18 protein-coding genes are annotated in these 16,440 nt (G+C 69.0%); 11 read left to right on the top strand and 7 right to left on the bottom strand.

The genetic code is table 11. The annotated features are described in order from the left end of the window. Nucleotides 1-6 precede the first annotated feature (6 nt). The 5 genes from QOZ99_RS18580 (at nt 7) to QOZ99_RS18560 (ending at nt 3,703) form a co-directional block, all read left to right on the top strand. Entirely contained in the window at nt 7-738 is a 732-nt protein-coding gene (locus QOZ99_RS18580; RefSeq protein ID WP_306891490.1) for a CbtA family protein, read from the top strand. Between the two features lie 6 nt (nt 739-744). Beyond that, nucleotides 745-1,248 carry a bifunctional adenosylcobinamide kinase/adenosylcobinamide-phosphate guanylyltransferase gene (gene cobU, locus QOZ99_RS18575; RefSeq protein ID WP_306891489.1) on the top strand — a complete coding sequence of 168 codons (504 nt, stop codon included), beginning with the start codon at nt 745-747 and terminating at the stop codon, nt 1,246-1,248. Next, nucleotides 1,248-1,862, top strand: coding sequence for a cob(I)yrinic acid a,c-diamide adenosyltransferase (gene cobO / locus QOZ99_RS18570; RefSeq protein WP_306891535.1), 615 nt, complete (start codon nt 1,248-1,250; stop codon nt 1,860-1,862). The genes cobU and cobO overlap by 1 nt, the downstream gene beginning before the upstream one ends. Nucleotides 1,863-1,986: 124 nt before the next feature. Continuing rightward, the gene (locus tag QOZ99_RS18565; RefSeq protein WP_306891488.1) at nt 1,987-2,211 is read left to right on the top strand and encodes an NINE protein; all 225 of its coding nucleotides are present in this window, start codon (nt 1,987-1,989) and stop codon (nt 2,209-2,211) included. Nucleotides 2,212-2,254: 43 nt separating this feature from the next. Next, entirely contained in the window at nt 2,255-3,703 is a 1,449-nt protein-coding gene (locus QOZ99_RS18560; protein WP_306891534.1) for a cobyric acid synthase, read from the top strand. Nucleotides 3,704-3,948: 245 nt separating this feature from the next. On the opposite strand, the gene cbiB is transcribed toward QOZ99_RS18560, so the two are convergent. Continuing rightward, nucleotides 3,949-4,923 (bottom strand): adenosylcobinamide-phosphate synthase CbiB, encoded by a 975-nt coding sequence (cbiB, locus tag QOZ99_RS18555; RefSeq protein WP_306891487.1) that lies wholly within the window; start codon nt 4,921-4,923, stop codon nt 3,949-3,951. A 213-nt stretch (nt 4,924-5,136) separates the two neighbouring features. Between cbiB and recQ the strand changes: the two genes are divergently transcribed. From recQ to tmpT, 4 genes are all read left to right on the top strand, one after another. Continuing rightward, nucleotides 5,137-6,921 (top strand): DNA helicase RecQ, encoded by a 1,785-nt coding sequence (recQ, locus tag QOZ99_RS18550; RefSeq protein ID WP_306891486.1) that lies wholly within the window; start codon nt 5,137-5,139, stop codon nt 6,919-6,921. Nucleotides 6,922-7,048: 127 nt separating this feature from the next. After that, nucleotides 7,049-7,594, top strand: a complete 546-nt coding sequence (locus QOZ99_RS18545; protein ID WP_306891485.1) for an SRPBCC family protein — start codon at nt 7,049-7,051, stop codon at nt 7,592-7,594. A gap of 153 nt (nt 7,595-7,747) precedes the next feature. Next, complete coding sequence (locus QOZ99_RS18540; RefSeq protein WP_306891484.1) at nt 7,748-8,677, top strand: YVTN family beta-propeller repeat protein; 930 nt, start codon at nt 7,748-7,750, stop codon at nt 8,675-8,677. A gap of 119 nt (nt 8,678-8,796) precedes the next feature. Continuing rightward, the gene (gene tmpT, locus QOZ99_RS18535) at nt 8,797-9,435 is read left to right on the top strand and encodes a thiopurine S-methyltransferase (protein ID WP_306891483.1); all 639 of its coding nucleotides are present in this window, start codon (nt 8,797-8,799) and stop codon (nt 9,433-9,435) included. 35 nt (nt 9,436-9,470) lie between these two features. Here tmpT and QOZ99_RS18530 read toward each other — a convergent pair whose 3' ends face one another. Next, complete coding sequence (locus QOZ99_RS18530; protein WP_306891482.1) at nt 9,471-10,571, bottom strand: sulfate/molybdate ABC transporter ATP-binding protein; 1,101 nt, start codon at nt 10,569-10,571, stop codon at nt 9,471-9,473. A 162-nt stretch (nt 10,572-10,733) separates the two neighbouring features. Here QOZ99_RS18530 and QOZ99_RS18525 point away from each other — a divergent pair, with 162 nt between their 5' ends. Next, nucleotides 10,734-11,360, top strand: coding sequence for a GNAT family N-acetyltransferase (locus QOZ99_RS18525; RefSeq protein ID WP_306891481.1), 627 nt, complete (start codon nt 10,734-10,736; stop codon nt 11,358-11,360). Between the two features lie 21 nt (nt 11,361-11,381). On the opposite strand, the gene QOZ99_RS18520 is transcribed toward QOZ99_RS18525, so the two are convergent. Beyond that, complete coding sequence (locus QOZ99_RS18520; RefSeq protein ID WP_306891480.1) at nt 11,382-11,780, bottom strand: flagellar export protein FliJ; 399 nt, start codon at nt 11,778-11,780, stop codon at nt 11,382-11,384. Between the two features lie 534 nt (nt 11,781-12,314). Here QOZ99_RS18520 and ctrA point away from each other — a divergent pair. Beyond that, on the top strand, nt 12,315-13,016 hold the full coding sequence (gene ctrA / locus QOZ99_RS18515) for a response regulator transcription factor CtrA (RefSeq protein ID WP_183189923.1): 702 nt from the start codon (nt 12,315-12,317) through the stop codon (nt 13,014-13,016). A 151-nt stretch (nt 13,017-13,167) separates the two neighbouring features. On the opposite strand, the gene copM is transcribed toward ctrA, so the two are convergent. The 4 genes from copM to chpT form a co-directional block, all read right to left on the bottom strand. Next, complete coding sequence (copM, locus tag QOZ99_RS18510; RefSeq protein WP_370876891.1) at nt 13,168-13,494, bottom strand: CopM family metallochaperone; 327 nt, start codon at nt 13,492-13,494, stop codon at nt 13,168-13,170. Between the two features lie 188 nt (nt 13,495-13,682). Continuing rightward, on the bottom strand, nt 13,683-14,117 hold the full coding sequence (locus tag QOZ99_RS18505) for a hypothetical protein (protein ID WP_306891479.1): 435 nt from the start codon (nt 14,115-14,117) through the stop codon (nt 13,683-13,685). Between the two features lie 154 nt (nt 14,118-14,271). Beyond that, nucleotides 14,272-15,399 carry a chemotaxis protein CheW gene (locus tag QOZ99_RS18500; RefSeq protein WP_306891478.1) on the bottom strand — a complete coding sequence of 376 codons (1,128 nt, stop codon included), beginning with the start codon at nt 15,397-15,399 and terminating at the stop codon, nt 14,272-14,274. A gap of 71 nt (nt 15,400-15,470) precedes the next feature. Continuing rightward, a complete protein-coding gene (gene chpT / locus QOZ99_RS18495; protein ID WP_306891477.1) occupies nt 15,471-16,166 on the bottom strand; it encodes a histidine phosphotransferase ChpT in 696 nt (231 codons plus the stop codon). Nucleotides 16,167-16,440 lie beyond the last annotated feature (274 nt).

The following is a 16,440-nucleotide window of genomic DNA, read 5'->3' as shown; positions in this document are numbered from 1 at the left end:
ACCTCCATGTCGCTTTTCAGGACGATTCTGTTCGTCGCCGCGCTTGCCGGTATCGGCACCGGGCTGGTGGGCGCCGCCCTCCATCTCCTCACCACCGTCCCGCTGATCCTCAAGGCCGAGACCTTCGAGCAGGCGGAAGCCGCCGCGCCCGCGCATTCCCATGCGGATGCCGCCGCGCATACGGCCGGCGCGCAGGAATCGGCTGCGCACGAGCATGACGACGAGGCCTGGGCACCGGCCGACGGGCTGGAGCGCAACGGCCTCACGCTGCTGTTCACCGTGCTCACCGGCTTCGGCTTCGCGCTGCTGCTGGTGGCGGCGAGCGAGATCGCCGGCGGGTTGCAGAACTGGCATCAGGGCGTGATCTGGGGGCTGGCGGGCTTTGCCGTCTTCACTCTGGCGCCGGGGCTCGGCCTGCCTCCCGAGTTGCCCGCCATGCCCGCCGGCGACCTCGCCGCCCGCCAGATCTGGTGGGTGGGCACGGCAGCCGCGACCGCCGGCGGTCTCGCGCTCCTCGCCTTCGGCCGCTCGCCCCTGCTCGCATTGACCGGCGTCGCGCTCATCGTCGCGCCCCAGCTGATCGGCGCGCCGCAACCCGAGAGCTTCGAGACGGCGATTCCGGAGGCTCTGCACCACAATTTCGTGGTGGCGAGCGTGGCGGTGAGCTTCGTGTTCTGGACGCTGCTCGGCGGCCTCGCCGGCTGGCTGCGCCCGCGCCTCGCAGCGCCCGCGGCCTGACGGGCGATGAGCCTCATCTTCGTTCTCGGCGGCGCCCGCTCCGGCAAGAGCCGCCATGCCGAGGAAATCGTCGAGCGCCTGCCGCCGCCGTGGATCTATATCGCCACGGCTGAGGCCTATGATGCCGAGATGACCGAGCGCATCGGCCTGCATCGCGCCCGCCGGGGCGAGGGCTGGCAGACGCTGGATGCCCCGCACGATCTCCCGGGCACACTGGCCGGGCTCACCCCCGGCCAGCCGGTGCTGGTCGACTGCCTGACATTGTGGCTCACCAACCGCCTTCTCGCCGAGGCGGACCTTGCGGCCGAATGCGCGGCGCTGGTCGACGCGCTGGGCGCCCATGACGGCCCGGTCGTGGTGGTCTCCAACGAGACCGGCCTCGGCATCGTGCCCGACAACGCGCTGGCCCGCCGCTTCCGCGACGCGCAGGGCCGGCTCAACCAGATGGTGGCGGCCCACGCCGACACGGTGATCTTCATGGTCGCCGGGCTGCCGATGAAAGTGAAATGATGACCGACATTTCCGATGAGGATGCCGCCCGCCATCGCGCCAAGATGGAAAAGCGCAAGGCGGTGCAGGACGCCGAAGTGGCGGGCAAGACGGTGGAGAAGGGTCTTCTCATCGTCCATACCGGCGCCGGCAAGGGCAAGTCCACCGCCGCCTTCGGCCTCGCGCTGCGCACGCTGGGCCACGGCTGGAGGGTCGGCGTCGTGCAGTTCATCAAGGGCGCCTGGCAGTCCGGCGAGCGCGACGCGCTGGCGAGCTTCGGCGACCGGGTCGACTGGCACGCCATGGGCGAGGGCTTCACCTGGGAGACGCAGGACCTCGCCCGCGACATCGCGGCCGCGCGCCGGGCCTGGGAAAAGGCCCGGGAATTGATGGCGGATCCGACCATCGGCCTCGTCATTCTCGACGAGCTCAACATCGCGCTGCGCTACGACTATCTCCCGCTGGAGGAGGTGATCGGTGCGCTCGCCGCGCGCCGGTCGGGGCTGCATGTCGTCGTGACCGGACGCAACGCCAAGTCGGCGCTGGTGGAAGCCGCCGATCTCGTCACCGAGATGAGCCTGGTGAAGCACCACTTCAAAGCCGGGGTGAAGGCGCAGCCAGGCATCGAGTTCTGACGCCGTCCCGATGCCTTTCCGGTGAGGAATTGAACCGTGCGCTCTCACAATTTGCCGATGACATTCCTATGTGATGAGAGACGCCGAAACTCGCGGCGTGACCCATCTACGGAGAAACGCCTCGATGCGTTCCACCCCTGTCGCCTACCTGTTCTGGTTCTTCTGCCTGATCGGCGTTTGCGGCATTCATCGCTTCTATGCCGGGCGCTACTGGACCGGCGCGCTGTGGCTGCTGACGCTCGGCCTGCTCGGCATCGGCCAGCTGGTCGACCTGTTCCTCATTCCCGGCATGGTGCGCGAAGCCAATCTGGAACGCCGCATCGATTATCTCGAAGCGCGCAGAGGCTGATGTCGTTGCGGAATGAGGGCGGGCGGTGACAACGCGCGCCCTCATGTTCCAGGGCACCGGCTCGGATGTCGGCAAGTCGCTCATCGTCGCCGGCCTTGCCCGCGCCTTCACGCAGCGCGGGCTCCGAGTCCGCCCGTTCAAGCCGCAGAACATGTCGAACAATGCCGCCGTCACGCCGGATGGTGGCGAGATCGGCCGCGCCCAGGCGCTGCAGGCCCGCGCGGCAGGCGTGCCGCCTTCCGTCCACATGAACCCCGTTCTGCTGAAGCCGCAGAGCGAGATCGGCGCGCAGGTCGTGGTGCAGGGTCGCGCGCGCGGCAACGCGCGGGCGAGCGAGTATCAGGCGCTCAAGCCCGCCCTGATGGCGGCGGTGCTGGAGAGCTTTGAGACGCTGCGGGCGCAGGCCGACCTTGTGCTGGTGGAAGGCGCGGGCTCGGCCTCCGAGATCAATCTGCGTGCCGGCGACATCGCCAATATGGGCTTCGCCCGCGCCGCCAACGTGCCCGTGGTGCTGATCGGCGATATCGACCGCGGCGGCGTGATCGCCAGTCTGGTCGGCACCGGCGCCGTGCTGCCCGAGGATGACGCTTCGATGATCCGCGGATTCCTCGTCAACCGTTTCCGCGGCGACCCCGCATTGTTTGCCCCCGGCATGGCGGAGATCGCGCGGCGAACCGGCTGGGAGCCGCTCGGCCTCATTCCCTTCTTTCCCGACGCCCGGCGCCTGCCGGCCGAGGACGCTCTCGCCCTCGACGCCCCCGCCCGGCCCAAGCCGGATGCGACGCTGCGAATCGCCGTGCCGATCCTGCCGCGCATCGCCAATTTCGACGATCTCGACCCGCTGGAGGCCGAGCCGGCGGTGGAGGTGATGCGCATCCGCCCCGGCGGCGCGCTGCCGGGCGATGCCGACCTCGTCATCCTGCCCGGCTCGAAATCCACCATCGCCGATCTGGAAGATTTCCGCCGCCACGGCTGGGATATCGACCTCCTCGCCCATGTGCGGCGCGGCGGTCAGGTTCTCGGGCTGTGCGGCGGCTACCAGATGCTGGGCCGCACCATCGCCGACCCGGATGGCATCGAGGGCCAGCCCGGCAGCGTGGCCGGCCTTGGCCTGCTCGATGTGGAAACGGTGCTCTCCGGCGACAAGCGGCTGGTCGCCATCACCGGCACCGCCGCTGACATCCCCTTCGCGGGGTATGAAATGCATATGGGCGTGACGCAGGGGCCGGGCCGGACCCGCCCCTTCGCGCAGATCGACGGGCCGGACGGCCCGATGCCGGAGGGCGCCGTCTCCGCCGACGGGCGGGTGATCGGCACCTATGCGCATGGCCTGTTCGCCGACGATCGCCAGCGTGCCCATTGGCTGGCGCGACTTGGCGCGGCGCCGAGCCCGCTCGCCTATGAAACCGGCGTGGAGGAGACGCTCGACGCGCTGGCTGCGCATCTGGAGCGGCATGTCGACCTCGACCGGCTGCTGGAATTGGCGCGTTGATCGCCCTCCGCGACCGTCATCGCAGCCGAGCGCCGAGATGAGCCGAGATCGCTCTCCGGTTTGCGCGCGATCCCGGAGCGGATAAAGCCAGAAGAGGCGCGCAGCGGGCATCTTTCCTTCCCTCTCGCCATCGGGGAGAGGGGGCCCGCGACGCGGGTCGGTGAGGGGCGACGCGATGGCCGAGTGTTGGTGATCCCCTCACCCCAGCCCTCTCCCCGTGGGGGAGAGGGGGATTCCCCGCTCTCTCACAGCGCCATCGCCAGCGCGCCGGCCGCCAGCAGGGCGAGCATCACGCCATCGGCCGCGCGATAGAGCGCGAGCGAGCGGCGGATATCGTCGGCGGTGCAGTCGCGCCGGCCGCCCTCGCCCATCACCCCATCGGTGGAAAGCTTGCCGCCATAATAGCGCGGGCCGGCAATGCCGATGCCGAGCGCGCCGGCCAGCGCCGCCTCCGGCCAGCCGGCATTGGGCGAACGGTGCTTGGCGGCGTCGCGCAGCATGGCCCGCCACGCACGGAGGGGCGAGGCGCCGCGTACGAATACCGCCCCGGCCACCATCAGCACCCCCGCGAGGCGCGAGGCCGGCAGGTTGACCAGATCATCGAACCGCGCCGCCGCCCAGCCGAAGTGAAGGTGGCGGCTGTCGCGATGGCCGATCATGCTGTCGGCGGTGTTCACCATCTTGTAGGCGACCCCGCCCGGCAGCCCGCCGACCACCATCCACAGGGCAGGCGCGACGATGCCGTCGGAGAAATTCTCCGCCAGGCTCTCGATGGCGGCACGCGCCACACCCGCCTCGTCCAGCCGCTCCGGGTCGCGCCCGACAATATGCGACACCGCCGCGCGCCCCGCTTCCAGGCTGGCGTCGAGCCCGTCCGCCACGCGCGCCACGTGATCATAAAGGCTGCGCTGGGCGAAGAGCGAGGAGGCCACCAAAGCCACGAGCAGTAGGCCGAACGGCAGTCGCAGCAACAGGTTCTGCACGCCGGCACCCGCCGCCAGCGCCACCAGCAGGAGGATCGCCAGCGCCGCCACGCCGGCAAGCCGGCGCGTGCGGGGGCTGTCGCTGTCACGGTTGATCGTGGCGTCGAGCCCGCCGATCAGCCGGCCCGCCCACATGACGGGATGGCCGATCGCCTTGAGCAAAAGCGGCGGATAGCCTAAAGCGGCCTCGAACAGCAGCGCGACGAGGGTTAAACCAAGGGTCAGTTCGAGGGCCATGGCGAGTGATTCTCTGGCGGGCTCGCGAATCCGGTCGGCGAGCGGCCCCACCATTTCCGTCTGCACGCCAACCTTCAAGGGTCCGAACGCCACCAAGGGGCACGCATCCACGCGATGAACATTTCCGTTCCCCCCACGCCGGGCCAGCACACCCCAGGTTTGCACACCCCAGGTCTGCATCCCCCAGGTTTGCTGCCGCCGGAAATCGAGGCGATGAAGCGCACCCGGCTGGCGGAGGTGTTCGGCTTCGATCGATTCCGGCCGGGCCAGCAGGATGTGGTGGACGCGGTGCTGGCCGGCGTGCCGACGCTGGCGGTGATGCCCACCGGCGCGGGCAAGTCGCTGTGCTACCAGCTGCCCGCCCTGGTCTTTGGCGGGCTCTCCATCGTCATCTCGCCGCTGATCGCGCTGATGGACGATCAGGTCAACGCGCTCAAGCTTCAGGGCGTCGCCGCCGAGGCCATTCACTCCGGCAAATCCCGTGACGACAATGTCGCCATCTGGCGCCGTGTCGCGGCGGGCGAGATAAGCCTTCTCTATCTCGCGCCTGAGCGGCTGATGACCGAGCGCATGCTCGCCGCGCTCTCCCGCCTCACGCTCGGCCTGGTGGCGGTGGACGAGGCGCATTGCATCTCGCAATGGGGCCATTCCTTCCGCAACGAATATCTCGGCCTCGGCCGGCTGCGCGAAATCTTCCCGGACGTGCCGCTGGTCGCGCTCACCGCCACCGCCGACAAGGCGACGCGCGACGACATCGTGGAGCGGCTGTTCGGCGGACAGGCGCGTGTCTTCGTTTCCGGCTTCGACCGGCCGAACATCTTCATCGGCGTCGAGGACAAGAAGGATCCGGCCCGGCAGATCGAGAGCTTCGTGCGGGCCCGCGAGGGGCTGTCGGGCATCGTCTACCGCATCTCGCGCAAGAAGGTGGACGAGACCGCCGAGCGCCTTTCCGCCGCCGGCATCCGCGCCCTGCCCTATCATGCCGGCCTGACGCCCGAGGTGCGCGGGGCCAACCAGGAAGTCTTCCTCGCCGAGGACGGGGTGGTGATGGTCGCCACCGTCGCCTTCGGCATGGGCATCGACAAGTCCGATGTGCGCTATGTGCTGCACGCCGATTCCCCCGGCACGCTGGAGGCCTATTACCAGGAGATCGGCCGTGCCGGGCGCGATGGCCAGCCGGCCGAGGCGCTGCTGCTCTATTCGGCCGGCGACATCGCCACCCGCCGCCGCTTCCTCGATGAGGAACCCTCCGCGCCCGAGCGCAAGATGGTGGAGGCCCGCCGGCTCGACGCCATGGTCGGCTTCTGCGAGGCCGTGACCTGCCGGCGCGCGGTGCTGCTCGGCTATTTCGGCGAGCGGGCCAAGCCCTGCGGCGCCTGCGACGTGTGCCGCGATCCCCCGAAGGTGGTGGATGCCAGCCGCGACGCCCAGCTCGTGCTGCGCATCGTCCGCGCGACGGGCGAGCGCTATGGTGCGGCCTATGTCGCGGGCATCGTCACCGGCCAGCGCACCGATCCGGTGACGGCGCGGGGCCATGACCGGCTGGCCGATTTCGGCACGGGGGCGGACAAGCCGGCGACCGAGTGGCGCGCGCTGCTGCGCCAGCTGGTGGCCACCAACGCGCTCCACGCCGACCCGCAGCGCTATGGCGCCCTCACCCTCACCGAGGCCGGCCTCGCCGTGCTCGCCGGCACCAAGGCCTTCACCCTGCGCGCGCCCGCCAAGCGCGAGCGCAACCGCTTCGCCCGCTCCGAGCGCGGGGCCGAACTTGCCCCGGCGGAGAGCGCGCTGCTCGGCAAGCTCAAGGCGCTGCGCCGCGAACTCGCCGCCGATCGCGGCGTGCCGGCCTATGTGGTGTTTGCCGACAAGACGCTGGAGGAAATGGCGGTGGAGCACCCGCGCAACCGCACCGAACTGGCCGGCATCAAGGGTGTCGGCGCCGCCAAGCTGGAGGCGTTCGGCACGGCATTCCTGAAAATACTGAAAGAATTCTCTTAAGATTCTCTAAGAATTCACGGTCGCTATTTTTCGCCGCGTGGAGAGTTCACGAACGTCGATTCTGTCCCTAGATTAGTTCCCAACGGACGAGAAAAGTCCGCAACGAACCCTGTCCGGGATGGAAACGATGAAACTTCAGCTGTTTGCCGCGGCGCTGGCCGCCACCTCGATGATTGCCGCCGTCGGCGCCGCCTCCGCGCATGGCCCGACGCGGCAGAAGGTCTCCGAGAAAATCGAGATCAACGCCACGCCGGAAAAGGTGTGGGCGGTCGTCTCCAATTTCCAGGACGGCGGGTGGATTCCCGTGGTCGCCAAGACCGAGGGCACGGGCGGCAATGCGCCCGGCGCCAAGCGCACGCTCACGCTGAAGAACGGCGCGACCGTGGACGAGGAAGTCGCCAAGCTCGACCCGGAAAAGATGACGCTCATGTACCGCATCGACAAGGTGGACGTGAAGGTTCTGCCCGTCACCAATTACTCCTCCTGGCTGATCGTGACGCCGACCGGCGACGGCACCAAGTCCGAGGTCGAATGGCGGGGCGCGTTCTACCGAGGCTTCCCCAATAACGATCCGCCGCCGGAACTGAACGACGACGCCGCCATCGCGGCCGTGACCGGGCTCTACAAGGCCGGGCTCGACGGCCTGAAGAAGCAGATCGAAGGCGGAAACTGAGCGGTGCGCATGCCGGCCCTCGCTCCCTCTCCCCGGCGGGGAGAGGGTTGGGGTGAGGGGGAACGCCGTCCGCCGATCCGCCGCAGGGCCATGGATGGCGCCGGCCCCCTCACCCGGCCCACGCCCTCGGGAAGAGGGCTTCTGGTCGTGCTCATGGCGACGCTTGCCCTTTCTGGTACCCTCCCCGCCCGGGCGGACGAGGCCTTCATCACCTCGCAGCCAGCGGAAATGCTCTCCATTGTCGATCTCGCGAGCCGGAAGGTCGTCGCCACACTGCCCATTCCCGGCAAGCCGGCGGGCATCGCCGTGTCGCCGGATGGCGCCCGCGCCTTCGTCACCTCGCCGGATGGCAAGGCGCTCACCATCGTGGATGCCGCCAGCCGCACCATTACCCACCGCGTCGAGGTCGGCGGCGGGCCGCTCGGCGTCGCGGTGCACCCGTCCGGCAGCCCCGCCTATGTCGCGGACTGGTACCAGCACCGCATCGTCGCCGTGGACGCGGCGAGCGGCGCCGTCACCGGGGAGGTGAAGGTGGGCAACTCCCCCTCGGGCCTCGCGGTCACGCCCGACGGCGCGCTGCTGCTCTCCGCCGACCGCGTTTCCGATGCGGTGAGCGTCATCGACACATTGACCCTCACCCGCCTCGCCTCGATCCCTGTCGGCGCGCGCCCGTTCGGCGTGACCATCGATGCGGCGGGCCGGCGCGCCTACTCCGCCAATGTGGCCTCGAATGATGTGAGCGTGATCGACATCGCCGCCCGCAAGGTGATCGCCACGGTGAAGGTGGGCCAGCGCCCCTATGCGGTGGCGCTGGCCGGCGGCCGCGCCTTCGTCACCGACCAGTATGATTCCACGGTCAGCGTGTTCGATGTGGCGACGCTGGCGACCCTCGCCACCCTTCCGGTCGGCGACTATCCCGAAGGCATCGCGGCGAGCGAGGACGGGGCCTTCGTCTATGTCGCCAACTGGGAAGCCAATACGCTGAGCGTGATCGACACCGCGACGCTGAAGGTTGTCGACGACATCGCGGTGGCGGACGGGCCGCGCGCCTTCGGCGCCTTCATCCGGCGCACCGGGCGCTGAGCGCGGATCGCGCCCCACGCAGACCGGCCATTTGAACCCGCCGCGCCATCGGCCTATGCAGAAGCAAGGCCGGGACGACCCGGCCGCACCGCCATGTTGGCTCGCAGGAGGGCCGCGCGATGGAACCTGAGTTCTGGCACCGCAAATGGGAAAGGAACGAGATTGCCTTTCACCAGGCCGAGACCAATCCGCTCCTGCTGCGTCATGTCTCCGCGCTCGGCCTCGCAGCGGGGGCGCGCGTGTTCGTGCCGCTCTGCGGCAAGAGCCGCGATCTGCACTGGCTGCTCGCGCAGGGACATGAGGTGGTCGGTGCCGAACTCAGCCGGCTGGCGGTGGAACAGCTCTTCGCCGAGTTGGCCCTCCCCCCGCGCATCACCCATGAAGGCACGCTGAAGCGCTTCGAGGCGGAGCGGCTCACCGTTTTCGTCGGCGACATCTTCGATCTGGACCACGCCACGCTGGGCCATGTGGATGCCGTCTATGACCGCGCCGCGCTGGTCGCCCTGCCCGAGGCGGTGCGCACGCGCTATGCCGCGCATCTGGCGGCCGCCAGCCGCCACGCGCCGCAACTGCTCATCACGCTCGATTACGATCCCTCTCTCGCCATCGGCCCGCCCTTCGCGGTGAACGAGCACGAGGTGCGCCGCCTCTATGGCGCGGCCTATCACGTGGCCGGCATCGAGACGCGCGCGCTGACGCAGGGGTTGAAGGGTGTCCATCCCGTCCGCGAGAGCGCCTTTCTCCTCACCGCGCGCTGACGCGCCGGCCGGATGGAGCGCGATCGGGCGGGGAATCAGATCGCGTATTCGCCGGTCTGCTGCGCGGAGGGGGCGCGGCAGTCGACGCCGGGCCCGCCGCTGGCGAACAGCCGGGCGCGGTCCAGCCGCACCGCCACCGGCTCGCCGATCGGCACGCGAACGGTCGGGGCGATATCGGCCTCGAACAGCGCCGAGCCGACACCGATCTCCACCCGGCGGATCGCGCCATGGCGCCGGAAGGCGCGCACCTCGCCCTTGAGGCCCGGCGTTCCCGGCAGGCCGAGCGAGACGTCGTGCGGGCGCACATAGAGCAGCCCCGGCCCGTCGGGAACCGGCTGGGTGGCGGCGGCGATGGCGGTCGTGCCGGCATGGGCGACGCCGTCCTTCACCTCGACCTCGATCCGGCTGGATTCGCCCATGAAGCCGAACACCGTGGCGCTGGCGGGCCGGTCATAGACATCGTCGGGCGTGCCCACCTGCTCGATCCGGCCTTTGCCCATCACCACCACGCGGTCGGCGAGTTCGAGCGCCTCCTCCTGGTCATGGGTGACGAACAGCGTGGTGTGGCCGGTGCGGTCGTGCAGTTCGCGCAGCCATTTGCGCAGTTCCTTGCGCACCAGCGCATCGAGCGCGCCGAACGGCTCGTCGAGCAGCAGAACCTTCGGCTCGATGGCCAGCGCGCGGGCAAGCGCCACGCGCTGGCGCTGACCACCGGAAAGCTGCGCCGGGAAGCGCCCGCCATAAGTCTCCAGTTGCACCAGAGCCAGGAGATCGGCGACGCGCGACCGGATTTCCGTCTCGGTGGGAAGCTCGGCGCGCGGGCGCGAGCGCAGGCCGAACGCGACGTTCTCCGCCACCGTCATGTGACGGAACAGCGCGTAATTCTGGAACACGAAGCCGATGCCCCGCCGACGCACCGGTACCGAGAGCGCGTCATGCCCGTCAAACAGCACGCGGCCGTGGCTGGGCTGCTCAAGGCCGGCGACAATGCGCAGCAGCGTCGTCTTGCCGGAGCCGGAAGGACCGAGCAACGCCACCAGTTCGCTCGGGCGAACCTCCAGCGACACGTTATCGAGGGCGGCGGGGCCGGTGCCGAAGCTCTTTCCCACCTGGTCGATCGTGACGGCGACGGTCATGAATTCACTCTCTTTATATGTATTAAATTCAATTCTCCGCAAGATATCTGAAAATTCGCGGCTGTGAACCCCCGAAACACCCGCGCCCGCGCTCGCGCTCACGCCCGCCCGACACTGCCTTTGCGCTTTTCTCGGTGCCGCGAAGCATGTAGGCCAGCCGCCATGAACGACATCGCCACTACCGCCCCGCACCTCAACCTCAACGGCTATACGAGCCTGCCGCCCGGCAAGATCGCCGCCGTGGTGACCTTCCTTGACATGACCGCCCCGCCCCGCCCCCTGGAGGAGCGCGGCGACGGCGGGCTGACGCTGCACCATGTCACCGCGCCGGATCCGGGCTGGTATCGCGCCCTGTTCCGCCGCGTCGGCGAGGAATGGCTGTGGTTCTCGCGGCTGGCGATGGACGATGCGGAACTGGCCGCGGTGCTCGCCAGCCCGGATGTCTCGATCCATGCGCTGCGGCGTGGCGGGGAAGATATCGGGCTGCTGGAGCTGGACTTCCGCGTGCCCGGCGAGGTCGAGCTGGCATTCTTCGGCGTGGCGCCGGAACTGGTCGGCAGCGGCGCCGGGCGCTTCATGATGAACCGCGCGCTGGCGCTGGCCTGGGCGAGCCGCCCGGCGCGGGTGCATGTGCACACATGCACGCTGGATCATCAGGCCGCGGTCGCCTTCTACATGCGCGCCGGCTTCCGCCCCTATGCCCGCGCCATCGAGGTTGCGGACGACCCGCGCCTGACGGGGCTCATCGCCCGCGGCGCCGGCCGCCATGCCCCGCCGATCGCGGAGTGATCGTCACGCGCCGCGGGATCCTCAGGCACCGACGGCAAGGCGCGCGGCGCGCCCGGCCCGCACGGGGATCTCGACCGGCGCTTCCACGCCGCGCTCGCGCTCGTTGAGCGCCTCGACTTTCTTGAGGTCGTCCAGCGCCCCTTCCAGCTGGACGCTGGCCTCGTCGAGCTGCTGCTTCAGTTCGTCCGCCGAGCGACGCAGATTGTCGCGGCGGGTGGCGGCGGCGCGCGCATAGGTCGAATAGGCGAAATGCTGGGTGTCGGTGATGCCGGAGCGCTGCTCCTCGGCTTCGATCTCGCGGTCGAGGTCACGCGCCATCCGATCGAAATCCGCGATCATGGTCTGGATCTGCGTAAAATGACGGCGCTTTTCGTCCACCTGGAACCGCTTGAGGCGGACGAGCGTATCGAGCGACTTCATGGCCGGCGTTACTCCACTCTGTCGGGCCGACGCACGACAGGGGGCACCAGGGCTGGCACCGACGCGCGTCCGGTCGAGCCGCCCTTTACGCGGCGGCACGCCCATGATCGCCAACAGATGTTGCCGGATCCTTACTCCGGCGGCTTTTGACGGTACTTGCCGACCGATTCGGTGAATCGTCAAGGCGATCGAAACGTTTTGTTTACCGGCCTCGTTAATGATCGGTCCATCGTCCGGTGCGGACCGGCGGCATCTGCCGAAAAGCAGAGTCGCCGGACTCACTTACGGGCACACCTTAAGATTCGACTTGAACTGACGATCTGGCAAATTCTGATTTCCGGCCAGATGCTTGTGGAGACTCGAAGAATTTTCGCGTCTTCGCTTGCGCTCCGGAATCCGCTCTTGCTACCTCTAAGGACCAAGTAAACGAATCGGTGTGCCGGGCCGGGCGCGGGAGGGGTCACGCTCGGGCCGGGAGTTGTTCCGAGTCGAGCGCTGAAACCCCCGGGGCCGTGGCGAGGGAAGGGGATTGGCATGCGCGTCTTGCTTATCGAGGATGACCGCGCGACCGCGCAGAGCATCGAGCTGATGCTCAAGTCCGAGAGTTTCAACGTCTACACGACGGATCTCGGCGAAGAAGGCGTGGATCTCGGCAAGCTCTATGATTACGACATCATCCTGCTCGATCTGAACCTGCCCGACATGTCGGGCTATGATGTGCTGAAGGGCCTGCGCGTCGCGAAGGTGAAGACCCCCATCCTCATCCTCTCCGGCCTCGCCGGCATCGAGGACAAGGTGAAGGGCCTGGGCTTCGGCGCCGACGACTATCTGACCAAGCCGTTCCACAAGGATGAGCTGGTCGCCCGCATTCACGCCATCGTGCGCCGCTCCAAGGGGCACGCCCAGTCCGTCATCACGACGGGCGATCTGGTGGTCAATCTGGACACCAAGACGGTCGAGGTGGCGGGAAACCGCGTGCACCTCACCGGAAAGGAATACCAGATGCTGGAGCTGCTCTCCCTGCGCAAGGGCACCACGCTCACCAAGGAGATGTTCCTCAACCATCTCTATGGCGGCATGGACGAGCCCGAGTTGAAGATCATCGACGTGTTCATCTGCAAGCTGCGCAAGAAGCTTGCGAATGCCAGCCAGGGCCACAATTTCATCGAGACCGTCTGGGGCCGCGGCTATGTGCTGCGCGAGACCGGCGACCAGGAGCAGCGCATCCCGGCCTGAGCCGTCCCTGCCCCTCCCCGCACACCGGGGCCCTCCCGAACTTCAACCCCGCCGCAAGGCGGGGTTTTTGTTTGCCGGCCGAGCCCTGCCCGGCATGCCCGGCACGCGGGGCGCAGCGATGCCGGCGGGTACCGGCACCGCCCCCGCCCCACTATTTCGCGTTCTTGCCCAGCCATGCCTTCAGGAAGGCGATCTCGCTCTCCTGCGCGGCGATGATCGCCTCCGCCAGCTTCCGCAATTCGGGGTCCTTGCCGTAGCGCAGTTCAATCTTCGCCATGTCGATGGCGCCCTGGTGATGGGGGATCATGCCGCTGGCGAAGTCGACATCGGTGTTGCCGGTGAAGGGGATGGCCATGCCCTCGTGCATGCGCGCATTGGCCTCCTCGAAGGCTTTGGTCGAGGCGGCATCGGAGGGTGAGGCCATATGGGCGCTGTGGTCCATCGGCGTGGCGCCATGCGGCATCGGCATGTTCTGCATAGGCATGTTCTGCATAGGCATGGACGAGTTCGGCGCCGCGCTCTGGGCAAACGCGAAGGTACCCGCAAATGAACTGGCACATGAGAGCGTGGCCGCGACGAGCGCCACCCGGGTCAGGTTCGACATGAGTTTTCTCCGTGAGATCGTGAAAAGGCGCGGCGGGACCCACCGCGCGCAGCTATCGACGATCAGACGGCGCGGGGCGGCGGTACCGGCGTCAGCGGCTCGTGACCCGCGAGGCGCTGGCCGGGCCGCAGCACGGGCGGCACGCGGCGCGCCTCGGGGTGGGAAAAGGACGGCGCGGCGTGCGGCGGCGCGACGATCTGGCCGATCACGCAGCACAGGTGCCGGCGCGCCGGATCGGGCAGTTGCACGGAAGGCATGTAGGCGGAGGGACTGGAGGCAGAATACGTCGAGGCGGCGCCGGCCACGTCCCCCGCCGTCTCATGGCAAGGCATGCCCGCTGGCGCCACGCTGCCGCCGATGATCACCATGCTCGCCGCCGCCGGGCCGGCCAGCACGCCACTGAGCGCGAACAAGGCCAGCAGCAGCCGCAGGCCAGCGGCCAGACCGATGCGGTCCCGTCCGCGCATGCCGAACCCTATGGCCCATTCCCGTCTCATGCCCGTCTCATGCCCGTCTCATGCCCGTTTCATGCCCGTCTCACGCCGGCCTTCGTCTCCGCGGGAATCCCTCGCCTGCGGGCCAGACTAGCAGCCGCGCCTCTTGCCGTTGAGGCCGGGCAAATGCCTATGCCGCAGCTGTGATCCGCGCGCCTCAGGCGGCGCGCGCGGGCGTCTGCAGGAGAGCCGCCACCAGCGCCACCGGATCCTGCGCCGGCACCACCGCCTCGAAGCCGGGAGGAAGCGTGGCGAGCGCGGCGGAACTCACGCCGATGCGGCGCGCACGGGTTGGCATGCCCCGGTCCGCGCCCGCGTCATACGCATCGAGATCGAACAGCAGAATGTCGAACCGACCGCCCACCAGCCGTGCCGCGCGGGGATCGTCGGCCAGAGACACCCGGTGGCCCATGGACCGCACGAGATCGCGCAGCCGCGTGCGGGCCTCCCCGGCCGGGGCGGTGAGCAGGATGCGCGCGCCTTCCATCGCCACCGGCGCCGTGGCGTCGGGCTCCAGCAGCCGGTAGCGCCCGCTCGGCGTCACCAGCATGCGTGCCTCGCCCAGCCGCTCGATGCGCCCCTCGGGCGCCAGGCCCACCACTTCGTCCACCGCCAGCGCCTCGCCGGCGCCGCCGAGCAGAAGCAGCATGCGCGGGCCGGCCTCGGGCTGCGATTGTGCAATCGCCCGGATGCCGCTGAGCGAGGCCACGCGCACCGCCTCCAGTTCCGCGCGGCCCGTCCGCACCAGCAGATGGGCGCTATCCTGCCGGTCAGCGCGGGCAGGCGGCGCCCGCCGTTCCGCCACGCCGATGGCAAGGTCGATCACCGCCGCCTGCGCGCCATCGGCAAGTCGCGCCACGCCGCCGATCATGTCCTCGCACGGGCCAAATGCCGCACGCCAGGCGTCGGGCAGCACGGTCACGCGTCCATGGGTGCGCTCGGGAAGGTCGTCGATCAGCAGGGTTGCCCGCACCTTGTCGGCGGTGCCGAACAGCACCAGCGCGCCGCGCTCGGTGCGCGGCGGCTCCAGGCCGAGCCGTGCCGAAAGGCGGATGAGCGGCAGGCCGCTCTGCCCGAGCGTGCCGAGCCTGGCCATCTCCACCATGCGCCGCCAGCGCTCCCCGGACAGCGTCATCGCTTCCAGCACGCGCTCCGCCGGCAGGGTAAAACGCATGCCGTGAAGCTGAAACGCCAGCAGCGCGACCGGTCCGGCCGCTTCTTCGCCCGGAGCCCCCGGCAAGGCGAGGGGGGCGGCCGGAACAGCGCCGCGAGCGGCGGAAGACATATCAGCAGACAACATGAATGACCGGCGATTCGAAACTGCACCTGCGCCCCGTTCGGGACACAGGGCGAGTTTCACCGGATCACGTTAATGTCGTCTGAAGGTAACGCTGCGAAAGCCGATCCATCCCGCTCGACGACGATCGCCACGCCATCACCCTCGACGGCGAGACAGATGCCATAGCCGGTCGCGCGCGCCAGCAGGCCGGTATAGTGCGGCTGGATGGCGTGGGCGTCGACCGAGCCGCCCTCGGAGGCATGGCCGGCGAGCAGGTCGACGAGATGGGGGGGAATGCGCGAATGGCTGCCCTGTGTGGTGAGGCGGAAGCCGCCCTCCTCGCCCTCGCCCGTCGCCACGACGGAAATGCGCCCGCCGCGCGGAATGGTCGAGGCCGCCACCATGATGAGGTTCAGCAGCAGCTTGACCTTGTTCTTCGGCGACAGGGTGCGCGGCACCTGCCATTCGAGGCTGGTGCGGTCATCCTGGATGAAGCCGCGCGCCACGCTCTCGGCGTCGCCCGTGTCGATCTGCGCGCCAGCGGAACCGGCGGCGCCGAAGGCGAGGCGGGCGAACTGCAGGCGGGCGGACGCCTGTCGCGCGCTTTTGGCGATGAGGTCGAGCGCGAACGCCTTCATGCTGGCGTCGTCCTCGTCCTCCAGAACTTCGAGTCCGTTGACGATGGCCCCGACCGGGCTGATCACGTCATGGCACACCCGCGAGCACAGCAGCGCGGCAAGGTCGAGCTTGTCGAGATCGACGGCGGTCGTCATCGGGTCCCCTTCCGAACCTTCGGGACGCAAGCGTCCTGCGGGACAAATACAACGAATCGCCCGCACACGGTGCGGGCGACGCGGGGCATGTGATACACCGCGCCACCGATCGCGCCAACCGACCCGGCACGCTTGGCCACAGCCGAGCGAGCGCCGCCGCGGAGACCAGCACGCCATGACTGAGGCACCAACACCTGAGGCACCAACACCTGAGGCACCAACACCTGAGGCACCAACACCTGAGGCACCAACACCTGAGGCACCAACACCTGAG

The sequence above is a fragment of the Ancylobacter amanitiformis genome, from assembly GCF_030814815.1.
Taxonomy (GTDB): Bacteria; Pseudomonadota; Alphaproteobacteria; order Rhizobiales; family Xanthobacteraceae; genus Ancylobacter; species Ancylobacter amanitiformis.
This window is presented reverse-complemented; position numbering and strand designations above follow the sequence as displayed.